General features: G+C 65.9%; 13 protein-coding genes. 6 read left to right on the top strand and 7 right to left on the bottom strand.

The features are described from left to right. Positions 1-9 precede the first annotated feature (9 nt). Together leuB and NFE57_RS01180 are read left to right on the top strand one after the other, a co-directional pair. Complete coding sequence (gene leuB, locus NFE57_RS01185) at positions 10-1,062, top strand: 3-isopropylmalate dehydrogenase (protein ID WP_252133724.1); 1,053 nt, start codon at positions 10-12, stop codon at positions 1,060-1,062. Next, complete coding sequence (locus NFE57_RS01180) at positions 1,059-2,162, top strand: glycosyltransferase family 2 protein (protein WP_252133723.1); 1,104 nt, start codon at positions 1,059-1,061, stop codon at positions 2,160-2,162. The genes leuB and NFE57_RS01180 overlap by 4 nt, the downstream gene beginning before the upstream one ends. A gap of 104 nt (positions 2,163-2,266) precedes the next feature. Here NFE57_RS01180 and NFE57_RS01175 read toward each other — a convergent pair whose 3' ends face one another. The 3 genes from NFE57_RS01175 to NFE57_RS01165 all read right to left on the bottom strand — a co-directional run bounded on the left by NFE57_RS01175 (position 2,267) and on the right by NFE57_RS01165 (position 5,327). Beyond that, the gene (locus tag NFE57_RS01175) at positions 2,267-3,274 is read right to left on the bottom strand and encodes a sugar kinase (RefSeq protein ID WP_252133905.1); all 1,008 of its coding nucleotides are present in this window, start codon (positions 3,272-3,274) and stop codon (positions 2,267-2,269) included. Positions 3,275-3,366: 92 nt separating this feature from the next. Then, positions 3,367-4,740 (bottom strand): Nramp family divalent metal transporter, encoded by a 1,374-nt coding sequence (locus NFE57_RS01170; RefSeq protein ID WP_252133722.1) that lies wholly within the window; start codon positions 4,738-4,740, stop codon positions 3,367-3,369. Next, on the bottom strand, positions 4,710-5,327 hold the full coding sequence (locus tag NFE57_RS01165) for a DNA-3-methyladenine glycosylase family protein (RefSeq protein ID WP_252133721.1): 618 nt from the start codon (positions 5,325-5,327) through the stop codon (positions 4,710-4,712). The genes NFE57_RS01170 and NFE57_RS01165 overlap by 31 nt, the downstream gene beginning before the upstream one ends. 66 nt (positions 5,328-5,393) lie before the next feature. Here NFE57_RS01165 and NFE57_RS01160 point away from each other — a divergent pair, with 66 nt between their 5' ends. After that, a complete protein-coding gene (locus NFE57_RS01160; protein ID WP_252133720.1) occupies positions 5,394-5,711 on the top strand; it encodes a 2Fe-2S iron-sulfur cluster-binding protein in 318 nt (105 codons plus the stop codon). Between the two features lie 146 nt (positions 5,712-5,857). On the opposite strand, the gene NFE57_RS01155 is transcribed toward NFE57_RS01160, so the two are convergent. Next, the gene (locus NFE57_RS01155; RefSeq protein WP_252133719.1) at positions 5,858-6,988 is read right to left on the bottom strand and encodes a hypothetical protein; all 1,131 of its coding nucleotides are present in this window, start codon (positions 6,986-6,988) and stop codon (positions 5,858-5,860) included. A gap of 326 nt (positions 6,989-7,314) precedes the next feature. Here NFE57_RS01155 and NFE57_RS01150 point away from each other — a divergent pair, with 326 nt between their 5' ends. Both NFE57_RS01150 and NFE57_RS01145 read left to right on the top strand, forming a co-directional pair. Next, positions 7,315-7,596 carry a type II toxin-antitoxin system Phd/YefM family antitoxin gene (locus tag NFE57_RS01150; protein WP_252133718.1) on the top strand — a complete coding sequence of 94 codons (282 nt, stop codon included), beginning with the start codon at positions 7,315-7,317 and terminating at the stop codon, positions 7,594-7,596. Positions 7,597-7,669: 73 nt separating this feature from the next. Beyond that, positions 7,670-7,993, top strand: coding sequence for a hypothetical protein (locus tag NFE57_RS01145; RefSeq protein ID WP_252133717.1), 324 nt, complete (start codon positions 7,670-7,672; stop codon positions 7,991-7,993). A 590-nt stretch (positions 7,994-8,583) separates the two neighbouring features. Here the strand turns inward: NFE57_RS01145 and NFE57_RS01140 are convergent. From NFE57_RS01140 to uvrA, 3 genes are all read right to left on the bottom strand, one after another. Further along, on the bottom strand, positions 8,584-8,769 hold the full coding sequence (locus tag NFE57_RS01140) for a hypothetical protein (protein ID WP_252133716.1): 186 nt from the start codon (positions 8,767-8,769) through the stop codon (positions 8,584-8,586). Next, a complete protein-coding gene (locus tag NFE57_RS01135) occupies positions 8,747-9,301 on the bottom strand; it encodes a hypothetical protein (protein WP_252133715.1) in 555 nt (184 codons plus the stop codon). Before NFE57_RS01135 ends, NFE57_RS01140 begins: the two co-directional genes overlap by 23 nt. A gap of 61 nt (positions 9,302-9,362) precedes the next feature. Beyond that, complete coding sequence (gene uvrA / locus NFE57_RS01130; RefSeq protein WP_252133714.1) at positions 9,363-12,230, bottom strand: excinuclease ABC subunit UvrA; 2,868 nt, start codon at positions 12,228-12,230, stop codon at positions 9,363-9,365. 199 nt (positions 12,231-12,429) lie between these two features. Here uvrA and NFE57_RS01125 point away from each other — a divergent pair, with 199 nt between their 5' ends. Continuing rightward, positions 12,430-14,040 (top strand): DNA methyltransferase, encoded by a 1,611-nt coding sequence (locus NFE57_RS01125; RefSeq protein WP_252133713.1) that lies wholly within the window; start codon positions 12,430-12,432, stop codon positions 14,038-14,040. The last annotated feature ends 1 nt before the right edge of the window (position 14,041 follow it).

The following is a 14,041-nucleotide window of genomic DNA, read 5'->3' as shown; positions in this document are numbered from 1 at the left end:
AAAAGACTGATGCCGCTTGTCGCGATTCTTGCTGGAGACGGGATTGGCCCGGAAGTAACCGCTGAGGCGCGGCGCGTGCTCGATGCCCTCGATCTCGGGATCGATTTCGAGGAAGGGCTGGTCGGCGGGGCCGGCTATCACGGCGCGGGCCATCCGCTGCCGCCTGAAACGCTGGCGCTCGCCAAGCGTGCCGATGGCGTGCTGTTCGGTGCGGTCGGCGACCCGACCTGCGACGCGCTCGATCGCGCGCTGCGGCCCGAACAGGCGATCCTGGGCCTGCGCAAAGAATTGGGCCTGTTCGCCAACCTGCGGCCCGCGACGCTGTTTCGCGGGCTCGAGGATGCCTCGGCGCTGCGCCCCGAGGTTGCGGGCGCGATCGACATGGTGATCCTGCGCGAGCTGACCGGCGACGTTTATTTCGGGGAAAAGGGCATCCGCACCACCGATGCCGGTCTGCGGCAGGGCTATGACATCATGGCCTATGACGAGGCCGAGGTACGGCGGATCGCGATCGTGGGTTTCGAAATGGCGATGCGGCGCAAGAAGCGGCTGCATTCGGTCGACAAGGCCAATGTGCTCGAAACCTCGCAATTGTGGCGCGACGTGGTGAGCGAGGTTGCCGCGGGTTATCCCGAGGTTGCGCTCGTCCATATGTATGCCGACAATGCGGCGATGCAGCTCGTGCGCAATCCCGGCCAGTTCGACGTGATGGTGACGGGCAATATGTTCGGCGACATCCTGTCCGACCTCGCCAGCATGTGCGTGGGCTCGATTGGCATGCTGCCCTCGGCGGCGCTGCGTGAATGGGCGGGCGCGTGCGGCCTGTACGAACCGATCCACGGCAGTGCGCCCGATATCGCCGGGCAGGGCAAGGCCAATCCGTGCGCGGCGATCCTGTCGGCGGCGATGCTGCTGCGTCATTCGCTCGATATGCCCGAGCCCGCCGATCGGATCGAAACCGCGGTGGCCGCGGCGATCGCCGGCGGCGCGCGGACGCCCGATCTCGGCGGGACGCATTCGACCACGGCGATGGGCGATGCGGTGCTTGCCGGGCTTGCATGACCGCCGGGCGCATCGAGCTGGCGGTCGTTATCCCGACCTTCAACGAATCCGCGAACGTCGCGGCGCTCGTTGCCCGGCTCGATGCGGCGCTCGCGGGGCATAATTGGGAAGCGATTGTCGTCGACGACAATTCGCCCGATGGCACGGCCGATGCGGCGCGCGACATCGCCCGGCACGATCGCCGGGTGCGGGTGATCCAGCGGATCGGGCGGCGCGGGCTCTCGACGGCGTGCATCGAGGGCATGTGCGCCACCGCTGCGCCGCTGGTCGCGGTGATCGACGGCGATCTCCAGCATGACGAGACCTTGCTACCCCGGATGCTCGATGCGCTGGAGGGCGATCCCGCGCTCGACATCGTGATCGGTTCGCGCTTCGCCGAAGGCGGCGGGACGGGCGATTGGGACCGCGACAGGATTGCCAAATCGGCGCTTGCGACGCGGCTCGCGCGCCACGTGCTGCGCGCCGATCTCACCGATCCGATGAGCGGTTTCTTCATGGTGCGCACGGCGATCGTTCGCCGCCTCGCCCCCGACCTGACGGGGATCGGCTTCAAGATCCTGCTCGATATCATGACCACGAGCCCACGTCCGCTTGCCTTTGTCGAGCTTCCCTACACCTTCCGCAGCCGCACGCAGGGCGAGAGCAAGCTCGATCACGTCGTCGCGATGGAATATCTGATCGCGCTCTACGATCGCATGTTCGGGCGACTGATCCCGGTGCGGTTCGCGATGTTCTCCGCCATCGGTTTGCTCGGCGTCGGGATCCATATGGCGGCGCTGTCGCTCTTGCTGTTCGCGTTCGGCACGACCTTCGTCGCCGGGCAGATTATCGCCGCGACGGTGGCGATGACCGCCAATTTTTTCCTCAACAACGCGCTGACCTATCGCGACCGGCGCCTTCGGGGGCTGCGCCAGCTCGCCGATGGCTGGGTGTCGTTCTGCGCCGTCTGTTCGGTAGGGTTGGTCGCCAATGTCGGCGTTGCGTCCTTCCTTCACGAGGCGCGCAGCGGCACCTGGGCGGCGTCTGCGCTCGTCGGCGTGCTCGTCGGTGCGGTGTGGAACTACGCGCTGTCGTCGCGCTTCACCTGGGGGCGGTATTAGCTGTACCGGCCCGCTCGCCCACCCCGCCTCCCATGCAGCATAATGACTTGGGAGGCGGGGTGGGCGAGCGGGCCGGTGCGGCTAAACCACGACAGTGGATCGCGCTAACGCCGGACGTCGACGCCGTCGGCGGTGAAGGCGTCGAGATCGGCGCGGCTGAACAGGCTCGCGTCGCCGGGCAGCGAATGTTTGAGGCAGGTAAGCGCCAGGCCGTCGGCCGCTGCGCGCTCGATGCTTTGATCGAGCAGCAGCGCGTGGAGCACCCCGGCGGCAAACGCATCGCCCGCGCCTATCCGGTCGACAATCCCAGACAGCGCGATTTCCTCGGTCTGGACGAAGGTGTCGCGCGCGTCGATCCGCGCCGAGAGGCGGTGGCGGTCGGCATCGACGACGTGGCGCGCGGTCGAGGCCATGACGCGCAGTTTCGGGAAAGCGGCGAACGCGGCCTCGGCGGCGGCGCGGCGGCGATCTTCGCCGTCCTCGCCGAAATCGCGGTCGAGCAGCAGCGCGATGTCGCGGTGGTTGCCGAACAGGATGTCGGCATGGCCGACGAGTTCGGTCAGGATCGTGCGCGGATCGCTGTCCCAGGCTTCCCACAGCCGGGCGCGGTAATTGCCGTCGAACGAGATCGGGATGTTCCGTTCGGCGGCGGCGCGGGCGGCGGCGAGTGCGCTTGCGGCGGGCACCGGGCCAAGCGCGGGGGTGATCCCCGATAGGTGCAGCCGGGTTACGCCTTCGAGCAGGACGTTCCAATCCCATGTTTCGGCTGGGGTTTCGGCAAAGGCGGAGCCGGTACGGTCATAGACGACGTCGGTTGGGCGCAGCCCCGCGCCGGGGGTGACGAAATAGAGCCCCATCCGCCCCTCGCGGCGGATGACGCGGCGGCAATCGACCCCGTGCCCGCGCAGCGTCCGGATGGCGGAATCGCCGAGCGCATTTTGGGGGAGGGCGGTGGCGAGAGCGACATCGTGGCCCAGCAAGGCGAGCGCGGTCGCGACATTGGCCTCTGCGCCCGCGATCCACACGTCGAGATGCGGGGTCTGGAGCAGTAGTTCGCGGTTGGGCGGCGACAGCCGCAGCATGATTTCCCCAAAGGCGAGGAAGCGCCCCATCATCATCTCCCGGTTCGCGCCGCGCGGACGCGGCGTCGGTTCACCATGCGCATAGCGGGCGATGACACCGATGGCCATTGCCTGCGTTCACATCAGAAAAAGCCGATCACCAGCGTCAGGTTGAGGCCGATGATGACGAGCGCGATCGCCCAGGCGAGCGCCGCCAGCCAGCGCGGATTGACGAATTCGCCCATCAATTTGCGGTCGCCGGTGAAGGCAACCAGCGGCACGATCGCGAAGGGAAGCTGGAGGCTCAGCACCACCTGGCTCATCAGCAATAGCTCGGTAGCCGATCCTTCGCCGGCGATCGCGATCATCACGACGGCGGGGATGATCGCGAGCAGCCGGGTCACCATCCGCCGTGCCCAGAAGGGGAGGCGGAGATCGAGGAAACCCTCCGCGACGATCTGGCCGGCGAGCGTGCCGGTGATCGTCGAATTCTGCCCCGAGGCGAGCAAGGCGACGGCGAAAACGACGCTTGCCGCGCTCGCCCCCAGCATCGGGCTGAGCAGGTGATAGGCCTGATCGATGTCGGCGACATCATGGCGGCCGGCGACGTGGAACGTCGCGGCGGCGAGGATCAGAATCGCGGCGTTGATGAACAGGGCGAGCGTCAGCGCAACGCTCGAATCGAGCGTGGCGAGGCGCAGCGCCTGGCGCTTCGATGCCGGATCGGGCGCCACCGCACGGGTCTGGACGATGGCGGAATGAAGATAGAGATTGTGCGGCATCACCGTGGCGCCGAGGATGCCGATCGCCAGATAGAGCATCACCGGATCGGTGACGATCTGGCTGGTGGGGACGAGCCCGCCGGCGACCGCGGCCATATCGGGTTTGGCGAGCCACAATTCATAGGCGAAACTGCCCGCCACGACGATGAGCAGGGTGGCGATCACGGCTTCGATCTTGCGGAAACCGAAGCGTTGCAACCCGAGGATGAGCATCACGTCGAAGGTGGTGATCGCGACGCCGGTGAGCAGCGATATCCCGAACAGCAATTGCAGGGCGATCGCGGTGCCGAGCACTTCGGCGAGGTCCATCGCGATGATCGCGATTTCGCATAGCACCCACAGCCCGATCGTGGTGCGGCGCGAATAGCGGGCGCGGCACGCCTGTGCCAGATCGAGCCCGGCGACGATCCCCAGCTTGGCCGACAGCGCCTGCAACACCATCGCCATCAGGCTCGACAGCAGGATGACCGAGAGCAGGGCGTAGCCGAAGGCCGACCCGCCGGCGATGTCGGTGGCCCAATTGCCGGGGTCCATATAACCGACCGCGACCAGATAGCCGGGGCCGGCGAAGGCGAACAGCCGCCGCCAGATCGGGCCGCTTTTGGGCACCGCAATCGTGCGGTGGCTTTCCTCGAGCGAGGGATAGCGGCTGGCGTGGGGTGGGGCGTCCGGGGCGATCGAGGCCGAAGGCGGTGGCATGGCGATCAGATAACCTCGATCTTGTAATGGTGCCACGCCATGATCGCCGCTGCGCCGCGATGCGGGCGCCAGTCTTCGGCGAGCGCGCGCAGCGCCTTTTCGCTGGGGCGTTCGGGATGGCCGAGGATGCGGCCGATTTCAATCTGGACCGCGAGATCGCCCGCGGGCCAGACATCGGGGCGGCCTTCGGCGAACAGAAGATAGATTTCGGCGGACCAGCGGCCGATGCCCTTGATCCGGGTGAGCGCCTTGATCGCGTCCTCGTCGTCGGCGGGGAGGTGATCGAGATCGAGCCGGCCGCTCGTCACCTCGTCGGCGAGACTGCGGGCATAGCCTGCTTTCTGGCGCGACAACCCGGCGGCGCGCAGTTGTTCGTCGGTGGCGGCGGTGATCGTGGCGGGTTGGGTGAGATCGCCGACCTGTGCTTCGAGCTTGCGCCAGATCGACGCGGCGGCGGCGACGCTGACCTGCTGGCCGACGATCGTGCGCAGCAAGGTGGCGTAGCCGCGGTCCCGAATCCGGGGCTCGGGATAGCCCGCGCGGGCGAGCGCGGCGGCGAAACCGGGTTCGCCGGCGGCGAGCGCATCGATGCCGGCACGGAGCTGGTCGGCGGTGAGGCCCATCGGTCGATCCCTTGATCTCGCCGCGCGGGGGCGGCATGGCGGCGGCGACACCGCCAGGAGGATTGCATGCCCACACTTATCGTCGTCACCCGCGAAGGGGAAGAACGCGTGGTTACGGGGGAAGCGGGGCTTTCGGTGATGGAAGTGATCCGCGACAACGGCATCGACGAAGTCCTCGCCTTGTGCGGCGGGTGCTGTTCGTGCGCCACCTGCCACGTCCATGTCGACCCGGAATTTGCGGCCAAACTGCCGCCGATGAGCGAGGACGAGAACGATCTGCTCGATTCGTCGTCCGATCGCGACGCCGACTCGCGGCTATCGTGCCAGATCGAATTCAGCGACGCGCTCGACGGGTTGCGCGTAACGATCGCCGCCGAGGACTAGGACCAGGACCGACCGCCATTCAGTTCTGGCGGGCTGCAAATGGTGGTTCTCCGCGCTTCCGGTGCTCACGGACCTGTAGTCCGCTGCGCTCCGGGTCACGGAAAACCACCATTTTCGCTCCGCCATCTCCTGAATGGCGATCAGTCCTAGCGCACCGGATCGGGCGACTCGGGCTGATCTTGCCGGGGATCGGCGTCCGGACCCTCGGCATCAGCGCGATCCGCTGAGTCGGGGGCAGGCGCCCCGGCCGCATCGGGCGCGTCGAGGCCGATCTGGGCCGCGAGCGCGGCGAACCAGGTGGTGCGCTCGGGGGCGTGTTCCGCGCACAATTCGGCATTTTCGATCGCGGCGGCGGTTTCGACCAACAGCGCTTCCTCGACCGTCAGCGTGCGGCTGTAATCGTCGTCGCCGAAGCGGCCGTCCTCGGTGCCGTCGAAACCGGCGGGCGGGGCGAAGCGGGTGCGCCAATCGTCGGCATAGGGGCACCACCAGACGGGCGATTCGGGCGCCGCATCGGGATCGGGCGCGGCGCGATCCTCGCCCTCGTTCGTGTTGGGGCTAAGTTGACAAAGTTGACGCGCTGGAGGGGGTGCGATCGCGACCAGCCCGGCGGCCTCGGCGCGGGCCCATTGATCGGCGCTCCAGCCTGCGCGCTGCGCCGGATCGAGATCGGCGGTGTCGATATCGGCGGCCAGCCCCGCGCCGGTGCGCAGCCAGTGATCGGCGCGCGCGAGCGTGGCGATCGCGGCGAGATCGGGCGCGTCGTCATCATGCGCGCGGCCCGAGAGGAACAGCGCGGCGCGTGCGGGGCCGGGGCTGCGCTCGATCAGATCAAGATAGGCGTCGAATTCGCGCGCGGCGAGGCGCGCGGCGTGCGCCTCGGGTTCGGGCGCGGTCTCGACCATCCGATCGAGCCGCGCGAGCAAGGTGGTGGCGAGGCGATTATCGTAGCGGTGGCGCGTGATCTCGGTGCCGTCGGCGCGGGTATAGGTATCGACCTGCCCGTCGATCGCGCGGGTGAGCAGCGTATCGGCGATATGCTCGCGCGCGATCATCGTCGCCGCCGACCAGCCGACCGCAAACGCGGCCCCGGCGGCGCGATGGCGCAGCGCATAAGCCGATTGCCGCGTCATCCCGACGATCCGCGCGGCGGCATCGACATTGTGCCCCTCGGCGATCGCTTCGAGAAAGGCGCGCTGCCGATCGGGCGTCCAGCCATCGCACCGGGTGCGATCCGACGCGGCGGGCGTGGCGGTGATGTGGGTGATGGCATTCATGGTCGTCCTCCCCAAGAGCGCGAAGGACCGACCATATATACCGAAACGGGGTTTGTAGGACAGCCCGGCGCCCGAGGGATTAGCGAATGCTAATCACGAGGCCGCGCCAAGGGGCGCGGAGCCGAGGCCGGCCGGCGGGCGCCGTGAGGCGGCCCGTCCGACGACGCGGGATTTACTCCCGCGTTGGCTCAAAGCCGATCATAAGCGATCATAAGCGATCACAAGCGATCACAAGCGATCACAAGCGATCACAAGCGATCACTCTTTTGTTGAAATTACCCAAATAGGGTATTATAACTACTTTCCCTAGACAGCAGGGTATCGCTATGCCAGACCCCCTTCTTGAAGTCTCGGCGCGGGATGTCGCCAACCGTTTCGGCTTCTACACCGACGAGGCGATGCAGCGGCCGGTGGGAATCCAGCGGCATGGCACCACGCGCGTGGTGATGCTGTCGCTGAAGGAATATGAGCGGCTGAAGCGTCGGGACCGGCAGGTGATCCGTACCGAGGACCTTGATGACGAAACGCTCGACGCCATCCTCAATGCTCCCATCCCCGAAGAGGCCGAGCGGCTCAACGCCCTCATGGACGATCCCGCAGCCGACTGACGTTCTGGCCTATGTCTATCTCTGGGCGCGCGAAGCAGATCAGGGACGCGACGAAGGGGGCAAGGAACGGCCGGTGGTGGTCGTGCTGTCGGTGGCCGAGGGTGAGGGCGGCACGCGGGTGGTCGTCGCGCCGGTGACGACGCAGCCACCGCGCACGGATGATGCGGTGGTGGAGATGCCCGCAATGGTGCGGGCGCATCTCGGGCTGGGCGACGCGCGGTGCTGGATCGTCGCCAGCGAGGTCAACAGCTTCCTCTGGCCGGGCCCGGACTTGCGGCCGGTGCGACGCGTGGGCGATCTGTCGCCTTATTATGGTAAGGTGTCGGGCAATCTGCTGCGCAAGGTACGGGAGTTGTATCGGAAAGCCGGGCCGAGGATCACGCCGAGACCCATGTGATTTGGTGCATTTGGTAAATTGTCACCTTAATCCCATCGTGATTCACCGTAATCCCGAAGCGCAGCTTCCGCCCGCGCCCATACAGCGGGTACACCGAGGAAGAGATGAGCGCGACACGCTCCGTTAGGATTTTCGCTGTAGCTTCAGGCGCATGTCGTCTGAGATAAACACGATGAGATTTCGTATCGCAGTTAGCATTTCGGTGTTCTGGATCGCGGCCTGTGTGGTCATGGGCGTGATAGGATTTCACGCGGCAATCGCGGAGCACCGTTGGTTTGGCACCTGCTCTGAGTGGCTTGCAGACATTCTATGTCGAGACGAATGGCAGGCTCATCGAAGTGTGCTCGTGGCGGCTGAGTGGAAGGTTGTAAGCAGCACGATTAAGTGGGCCGTCGTTCCTCCCTTCGTGCTCTTGGTCCTCGTCATCTATTGGGATGGGATCGTCGGCATGGCCCGTCGGTATGTGCGGTGGGTGAAGGGGGACCCCGGCGACGAAAGCGAGCAGCACTCCGGGTAGAGAGTTAGAATGCGATTATCGTGACAGGGGATTTGATAGATTGCGGCGGGATTGCGCCGACAGTTTACTCAACTCACCACTTTCCTCCAGCCGTCTCGATTGCCTTGAGCAGCGCCTTCTTGCTCGGCGTGCGGCGCTTGCCGGTGTTGCGAGGGAGGGCGGGATCGCCGGCTGCGGCGCGGCGCTCGGCGAGCGCGGCGGCGAAGGTCGAATGATCGACGCGCCGGCCGGGCCAGTCAGTCGAGGTCTTCGATGCCATAATCGCCTCCTGTTTCGTCGCGAACACGGCGATCAAGATAGGCACGATCGCAGTTCGGGTGAAGCCGGAAGAGAATGCGGGCTTGCTCCCTCATCTCGGGCGCGGCTCCCGATGCGAATTGGCCCATGCGATCGGCGATCAAATCCTCGACCGGGATCGTCGCGAATGCCGCGTCCTCCTCAAGGCCCTCGACGAGGATGATGCGGCGGTAGTCGACATTGCCGTCCATCGGGGTCGCTGCGACGATCTCGAAGCCGAGGCCGAGTGCGGGGTGGACCCAGCCGAGCGGCGTGTGGCCGAGACCTTCGGGTTTGACGAAGCCGAGGCGGGCGAGTTCTTCCTCGAGCTCGGGCTGGACGGGAGAGGTCAGGTCGATGTCGCCGGTCATCACGGCGCTGCCGGAATAATATTCCGCCGCCGCGCCGCCGACGAGGATGGGACGGGGGAGGCCGCGGGCAACCATCGCCTCGTTGAGGCGGGCGAGGAGGCGGAGGGCGTCGAGGAGCTGCGGTCTGTGTGGTGCTTTCGACATGCCTTCACCCTTCCGCCGCTTCGCGGCTCCCTCCCTCTCCCGCAAGCGGGAGAGGGAATTGTTATTCCGCCGCGACCGCCTCTCGCTTGTTCAGGAGCGGGGCGAGATAGCGGCCGGTGAAGCTGCGCGGTTCGTCGGCGACCTGTTCGGGCGTGCCTTCGGCGACGATCTCGCCGCCTTTGATGCCCCCCTCCGGCCCCAGATCGATCACCCAGTCGGCGGTCTTGATGACGTCGAGATTGTGCTCGATGACCACCACCGTATTGCCCTGCTCGACCAATGCGTGGAGCACTTCGAGCAATTTGCGGACGTCGTCGAAATGCAAGCCGGTGGTGGGCTCGTCGAGGATGTAGAGCGTGTTGCCGGTCGCGCGGCGGCTGAGTTCCTTGGCGAGCTTGACGCGTTGCGCCTCGCCGCCCGAGAGCGTCGTCGCCTGCTGGCCGACCTTGACGTAGCCCAAGCCCACTTCGACCAGCATCGCCATCTTGTCGCGGATCGGGGGCACGGCTTTGAAGAATTCGGCGGCGTCCTCGACCGTCATGTCGAGCACGTCGGCGATCGAATGGCCCTTGAACTTCACCTCGAGTGTCTCGCGATTGTAGCGCGCGCCCTTGCAGACATCGCACTGGACGTAGACGTCGGGAAGGAAGTGCATCTCGATCTTGATCAGGCCGTCGCCGGTGCACGCCTCGCAGCGGCCGCCCTTGACGTTGAACGAGAAGCGGCCGGGCTTGTAGCCGCGCGCCTGGCTTTCGGGCAGCCCCGCGAACCAATCGCGGATCTGGGTGAAGGCGCCGGTATAGGTCGCCGGGTTCGAGCGCGGGGTGCGGCCGATCGGCGACTGATCGATGTCGATCACCTTGTCGAGATGCTGGAGGCCGGTGATCTTGTCATGCTTGCCGGCGAGGATGCGGGCGCCGTTGAGCGCGCGCGCGGCGGCGGCGTAGAGCGTGTCGATCGTCAGGCTCGACTTGCCCGAGCCCGAGACGCCGGTGATGCAGGTGAAGGTGCCCAAGGGGATGGTCGCGGTGACATCGCGCAGGTTGTTCGCGGTGGCGCCAACCACGGTGAGCTTCTTGCCATTGCCCTTGCGGCGGTGCGCAGGCACGGGGACCATGCGCGTGCCGTTGAGGTAATCGGCGGTGATGCTGCCCTCGCTCGCGAGGAGCTGATCGAGCGTGCCGTGCGCGACGACATGGCCGCCGCGCACCCCTGCGCCCGGGCCCATGTCGATCACATAATCGGCGGTGCGGATCGCGTCCTCGTCATGCTCGACGACGAGGACGGTGTTGCCGAGATCGCGCAGGCGCTTGAGCGTGACGAGGAGCATGTCGTTGTCGCGCTGGTGGAGGCCGATCGAGGGCTCGTCGAGGACGTAGAGCACGCCCGACAGGCCGCTGCCGATTTGGCTGGCGAGACGGATGCGTTGCGATTCGCCGCCCGACAGCGTGCCGCTGGTGCGATCGAGGTTGAGGTAATCGAGCCCGACATTGTTGAGGAAGCCGAGGCGTTCGCGGATTTCCTTGAGGATGCGCTCGGCGATCGCATTCTGCTGATCGGTGAGATCGGCCGAGAGCGACGCGAAGAAGGCGAGCGCATCGACCACCGAGAGGCGGGTGACGCTGGAGATGTCGCGCATCGCGACCTTGACCGCGAGCGCCTCTGGCTTGAGGCGGGCGCCGTGGCACATTTCACAAGGCTGCGCGGCCTGATATTTGCTCAGTTCCTCGCGCATCCAGGCGGATTCGGTTTGCAGCAGGCGGCGGTTGAGGTTGCCGATCACGCCCGCGAAGGGCTTGTTGACCTCATAGGATTTGCGGCCGTCGACGAAGCGTAGCGTGATGGGTTTGCCGCGCGTGCCGTGGAGGATGACGGTGTGGACCTCCTCGGGCAGATCCTTCCACGGCGTGTCGAGATCGAAATCGAATTCGCGCGCGAGGGAGCCCAGCACCTGCATGTAATAGGGTGAGGGCGGGTTGGACTTCGCCCAGGGAACGATCGCGCCCTTCTTGATCGACAGCGCGTGGTTGGGGACGACCAGATCCTCGTCGAACAGCATCGTCTCACCGAGGCCGTCGCACGCGGGGCACGCGCCTTGCGGCGCGTTGAAGCTGAACAGGCGGGGCTCGATCTCGGCGATGGTGAAGCCCGAGACCGGGCAGGCGAAACGCTCGGAGAAGACGATGCGGTTGGCGTCGGCAACCGTGGTGTCGACCAGATCGACATAGGCGAGGCCGTCGGCGAGCTTGAGTGCGGTCTCGAAACTGTCGGCGAGGCGGGTGGCGAGATCGGGGCCGACGACGAGGCGATCGACCACCACCTCGATGTCGTGCTTGTATTTCTTGTCGAGCGACGGCGCGTCCTCGATCTCGTACAAGTCGCCGTCGAGCCGCACGCGCGTGAAGCCCGCTTTCTGCCACTCGGCGAGTTCCTTGCGATACTCGCCCTTGCGGCCGCGCACGACGGGGGCGAGCAGATAGAGCCGCGTGCCCTCAGGCAGCGCGAGCACGCGATCGACCATCTGGCTGACGGTCTGCGCGCTGATCGGCAGCCCGGTGGCGGGCGAATAGGGGATGCCGACGCGCGCCCACAGCAGCCGCATGTAATCGTAAATCTCGGTAACGGTCGCGACCGTCGAGCGCGGGTTGCGGCTGGTGGTCTTCTGCTCGATCGAGATCGCGGGGCTGAGCCCCTCGATATGATCGACATCGGGCTTCTGCATCAGTTCGAGGAACTGGCGCGCATAGGCCGAGAGCGACTCGACGTAGCGGCGCTGCCCCTCGGCATAGATGGTGTCGAACGCGAGGCTCGACTTGCCCGACCCCGACAGGCCGGTGATCACCGTGAGCGTGTCGCGGGGGATGTCGATCGCGACATCCTTGAGGTTGTGCTCGCGCGCGCCGCGAACCGAAATGTGCGTCAATGCCATGAAGCGGGTTCTACTTCTGTTCTTTGTCGGAGGCTAGAGGGGAGATAGGGAGCCGGGGCGGCGGGTGCCAGCAGGCGACGATCGCATCCGATATGGAGCGGACTCCCGCCCGGAAAGCGGCGACGCCTCCGAAGCTGCGCCATCGCCGCGGGCTTTCGCCCCGCCGCCGCCCGAGGATGCGATGCCGGGGGGACCGGCGATGCAACCGACAAACCATCTGTTCTACGGCGACAATCTCGACGTGCTGCGCGCGCATGTGCCCGACGCGAGCGTCGACCTGATCTATCTCGACCCGCCGTTCAATTCGAACGCCAATTACAACATCCTGTTCAAATCGCCCGAGGGCCGGCAATCCGAATCGCAGATCGAGGCGTTCGAGGACACCTGGCACTGGAACGACCGCGCCGAACGCGCCTTCGACGAGGTGATGCGCAGCGGCAATACCGGCGCCTTCACGCTGCTGCGCGCGATGCGCGAGTTTCTGGGCGACAACGACATGATGGCCTATCTCGCCATGATGGCGGTGCGGTTGATCGAACTGCACCGCGCGCTGAAGCCGACGGGGTCGCTCTATCTGCACTGCGACCCTACCGCGAGCCATTATCTCAAGTTGCTGCTCGACGGGGTGTTCGGGGCAACGAACTACGTCAACGAGATTGTGTGGAAGCGAAGCGATGCGAAGAATGACGCTGGCCAGGGTGCCAAGCATTTCGGGCGCGTGAACGACATCATCCTCTTTTACCAAAAGACGAATGATAGGATCTGGAATGCGCTCTACGAGCCGCTTTCAGACGAATACGTCCGCAAATTCTATAAATATCGAGATGCGGATGGTCGTCGCTGGAAAATGGACAATATGCTTGGTCCCGGCGGTGCAGCGAAAGGCAACCCTTATTACGAGGTCATGGGGGTGTCGCGTCACTGGCGCTATTCGCGCGAGCGCATGCAGCAGCTAATCGACGAGGGCCGGGTTGTGCAGACAAAACCGGGCAACGTCCCGATGTACAAGCGCTATCTCGACGAGAGCAAGGGAACGCAGGTAACGACCAACTGGTCCGATATCAGTATGTTGCGGGGATGGTCGGGCGAGAAGATGCCCTATCCCACGCAAAAGCCCCTCGCGCTGCTCGAACGGATCATCTCGGCATCGTCCGACGAGGGCGGTGTGGTGCTCGATCCGTTCTGCGGCTGCGGCACCGCCGTCCATGCCGCGCAGAAGCTGGGACGGCGATGGATCGGAATCGACGTGACCCATCTGGCGATCGGCCTGATCGAAAAACGGATGACCGAGGCCTTTCCCGGCATCGCGTTCGAGGTGGTCGGCCGGCCGCAATCGCTGGCCTCCGCGCGGGATCTGGCGCGGCGCGACAAGCATCAGTTCGAATTATGGGCGCTCTCCGTCGTCGAGGCCGATCCGTGGAAGGGCGGCCGCAAAGGCCCCGACGGCGGCATCGACGGCATCATCTGGTTCAAGCCCGACGGCCGGAAGACCGAAAAGGCGATCGTCGAGGTCAAGGGCGGCGGGACGGGCGTGAAGGATGTCGGGCGGCTGGCACAGGTGATCCAGCGCGAGAATGCGAAGATCGGCGTGCTGATCACCGCGCAGATGCCGACGCGCGCGATGGAACGCGACGCGGCGGCGGTCGGCGTCTGGGCCAACGAATATACCGGCCGCAAGCACGGGCGGTTGCAGATCATCACGCTGGCCGAATTGTTCCAGAACAAGCGCCCCGACATTCCGTGGGTCGACACGACCGTCGGTAGGCAGGCGCGGCGCGAGGAGAGTGCTAAACAGGGATCGCTGCTGTAAT

Source organism: Hephaestia sp. MAHUQ-44 (assembly GCF_023806085.1).
GTDB lineage: Bacteria > Pseudomonadota > Alphaproteobacteria > Sphingomonadales > Sphingomonadaceae > Sphingomonas.
This window is presented reverse-complemented; position numbering and strand designations above follow the sequence as displayed.

Coding starts and splice junctions, on each gene's coding strand:
- leuB (WP_252133724.1), top strand. CDS start 10: ATGCCGCTTGTCGCGATTCTTGCTGGAGACGGGATTGGCCCGGAAGTA.
- NFE57_RS01180 (WP_252133723.1), top strand. CDS start 1,059: ATGACCGCCGGGCGCATCGAGCTGGCGGTCGTTATCCCGACCTTCAAC.
- NFE57_RS01175 (WP_252133905.1), bottom strand. CDS start 3,274: ATGGGGCGCTTCCTCGCCTTTGGGGAAATCATGCTGCGGCTGTCGCCG.
- NFE57_RS01165 (WP_252133721.1), bottom strand. CDS start 5,327: ATGGGCCTCACCGCCGACCAGCTCCGTGCCGGCATCGATGCGCTCGCC.
- NFE57_RS01160 (WP_252133720.1), top strand. CDS start 5,394: ATGCCCACACTTATCGTCGTCACCCGCGAAGGGGAAGAACGCGTGGTT.
- NFE57_RS01155 (WP_252133719.1), bottom strand. CDS start 6,988: ATGAATGCCATCACCCACATCACCGCCACGCCCGCCGCGTCGGATCGC.
- NFE57_RS01150 (WP_252133718.1), top strand. CDS start 7,315: ATGCCAGACCCCCTTCTTGAAGTCTCGGCGCGGGATGTCGCCAACCGT.
- NFE57_RS01140 (WP_252133716.1), bottom strand. CDS start 8,769: ATGGCATCGAAGACCTCGACTGACTGGCCCGGCCGGCGCGTCGATCAT.
- NFE57_RS01135 (WP_252133715.1), bottom strand. CDS start 9,301: ATGTCGAAAGCACCACACAGACCGCAGCTCCTCGACGCCCTCCGCCTC.
- uvrA (WP_252133714.1), bottom strand. CDS start 12,230: ATGGCATTGACGCACATTTCGGTTCGCGGCGCGCGCGAGCACAACCTC.
- NFE57_RS01125 (WP_252133713.1), top strand. CDS start 12,430: ATGCAACCGACAAACCATCTGTTCTACGGCGACAATCTCGACGTGCTG.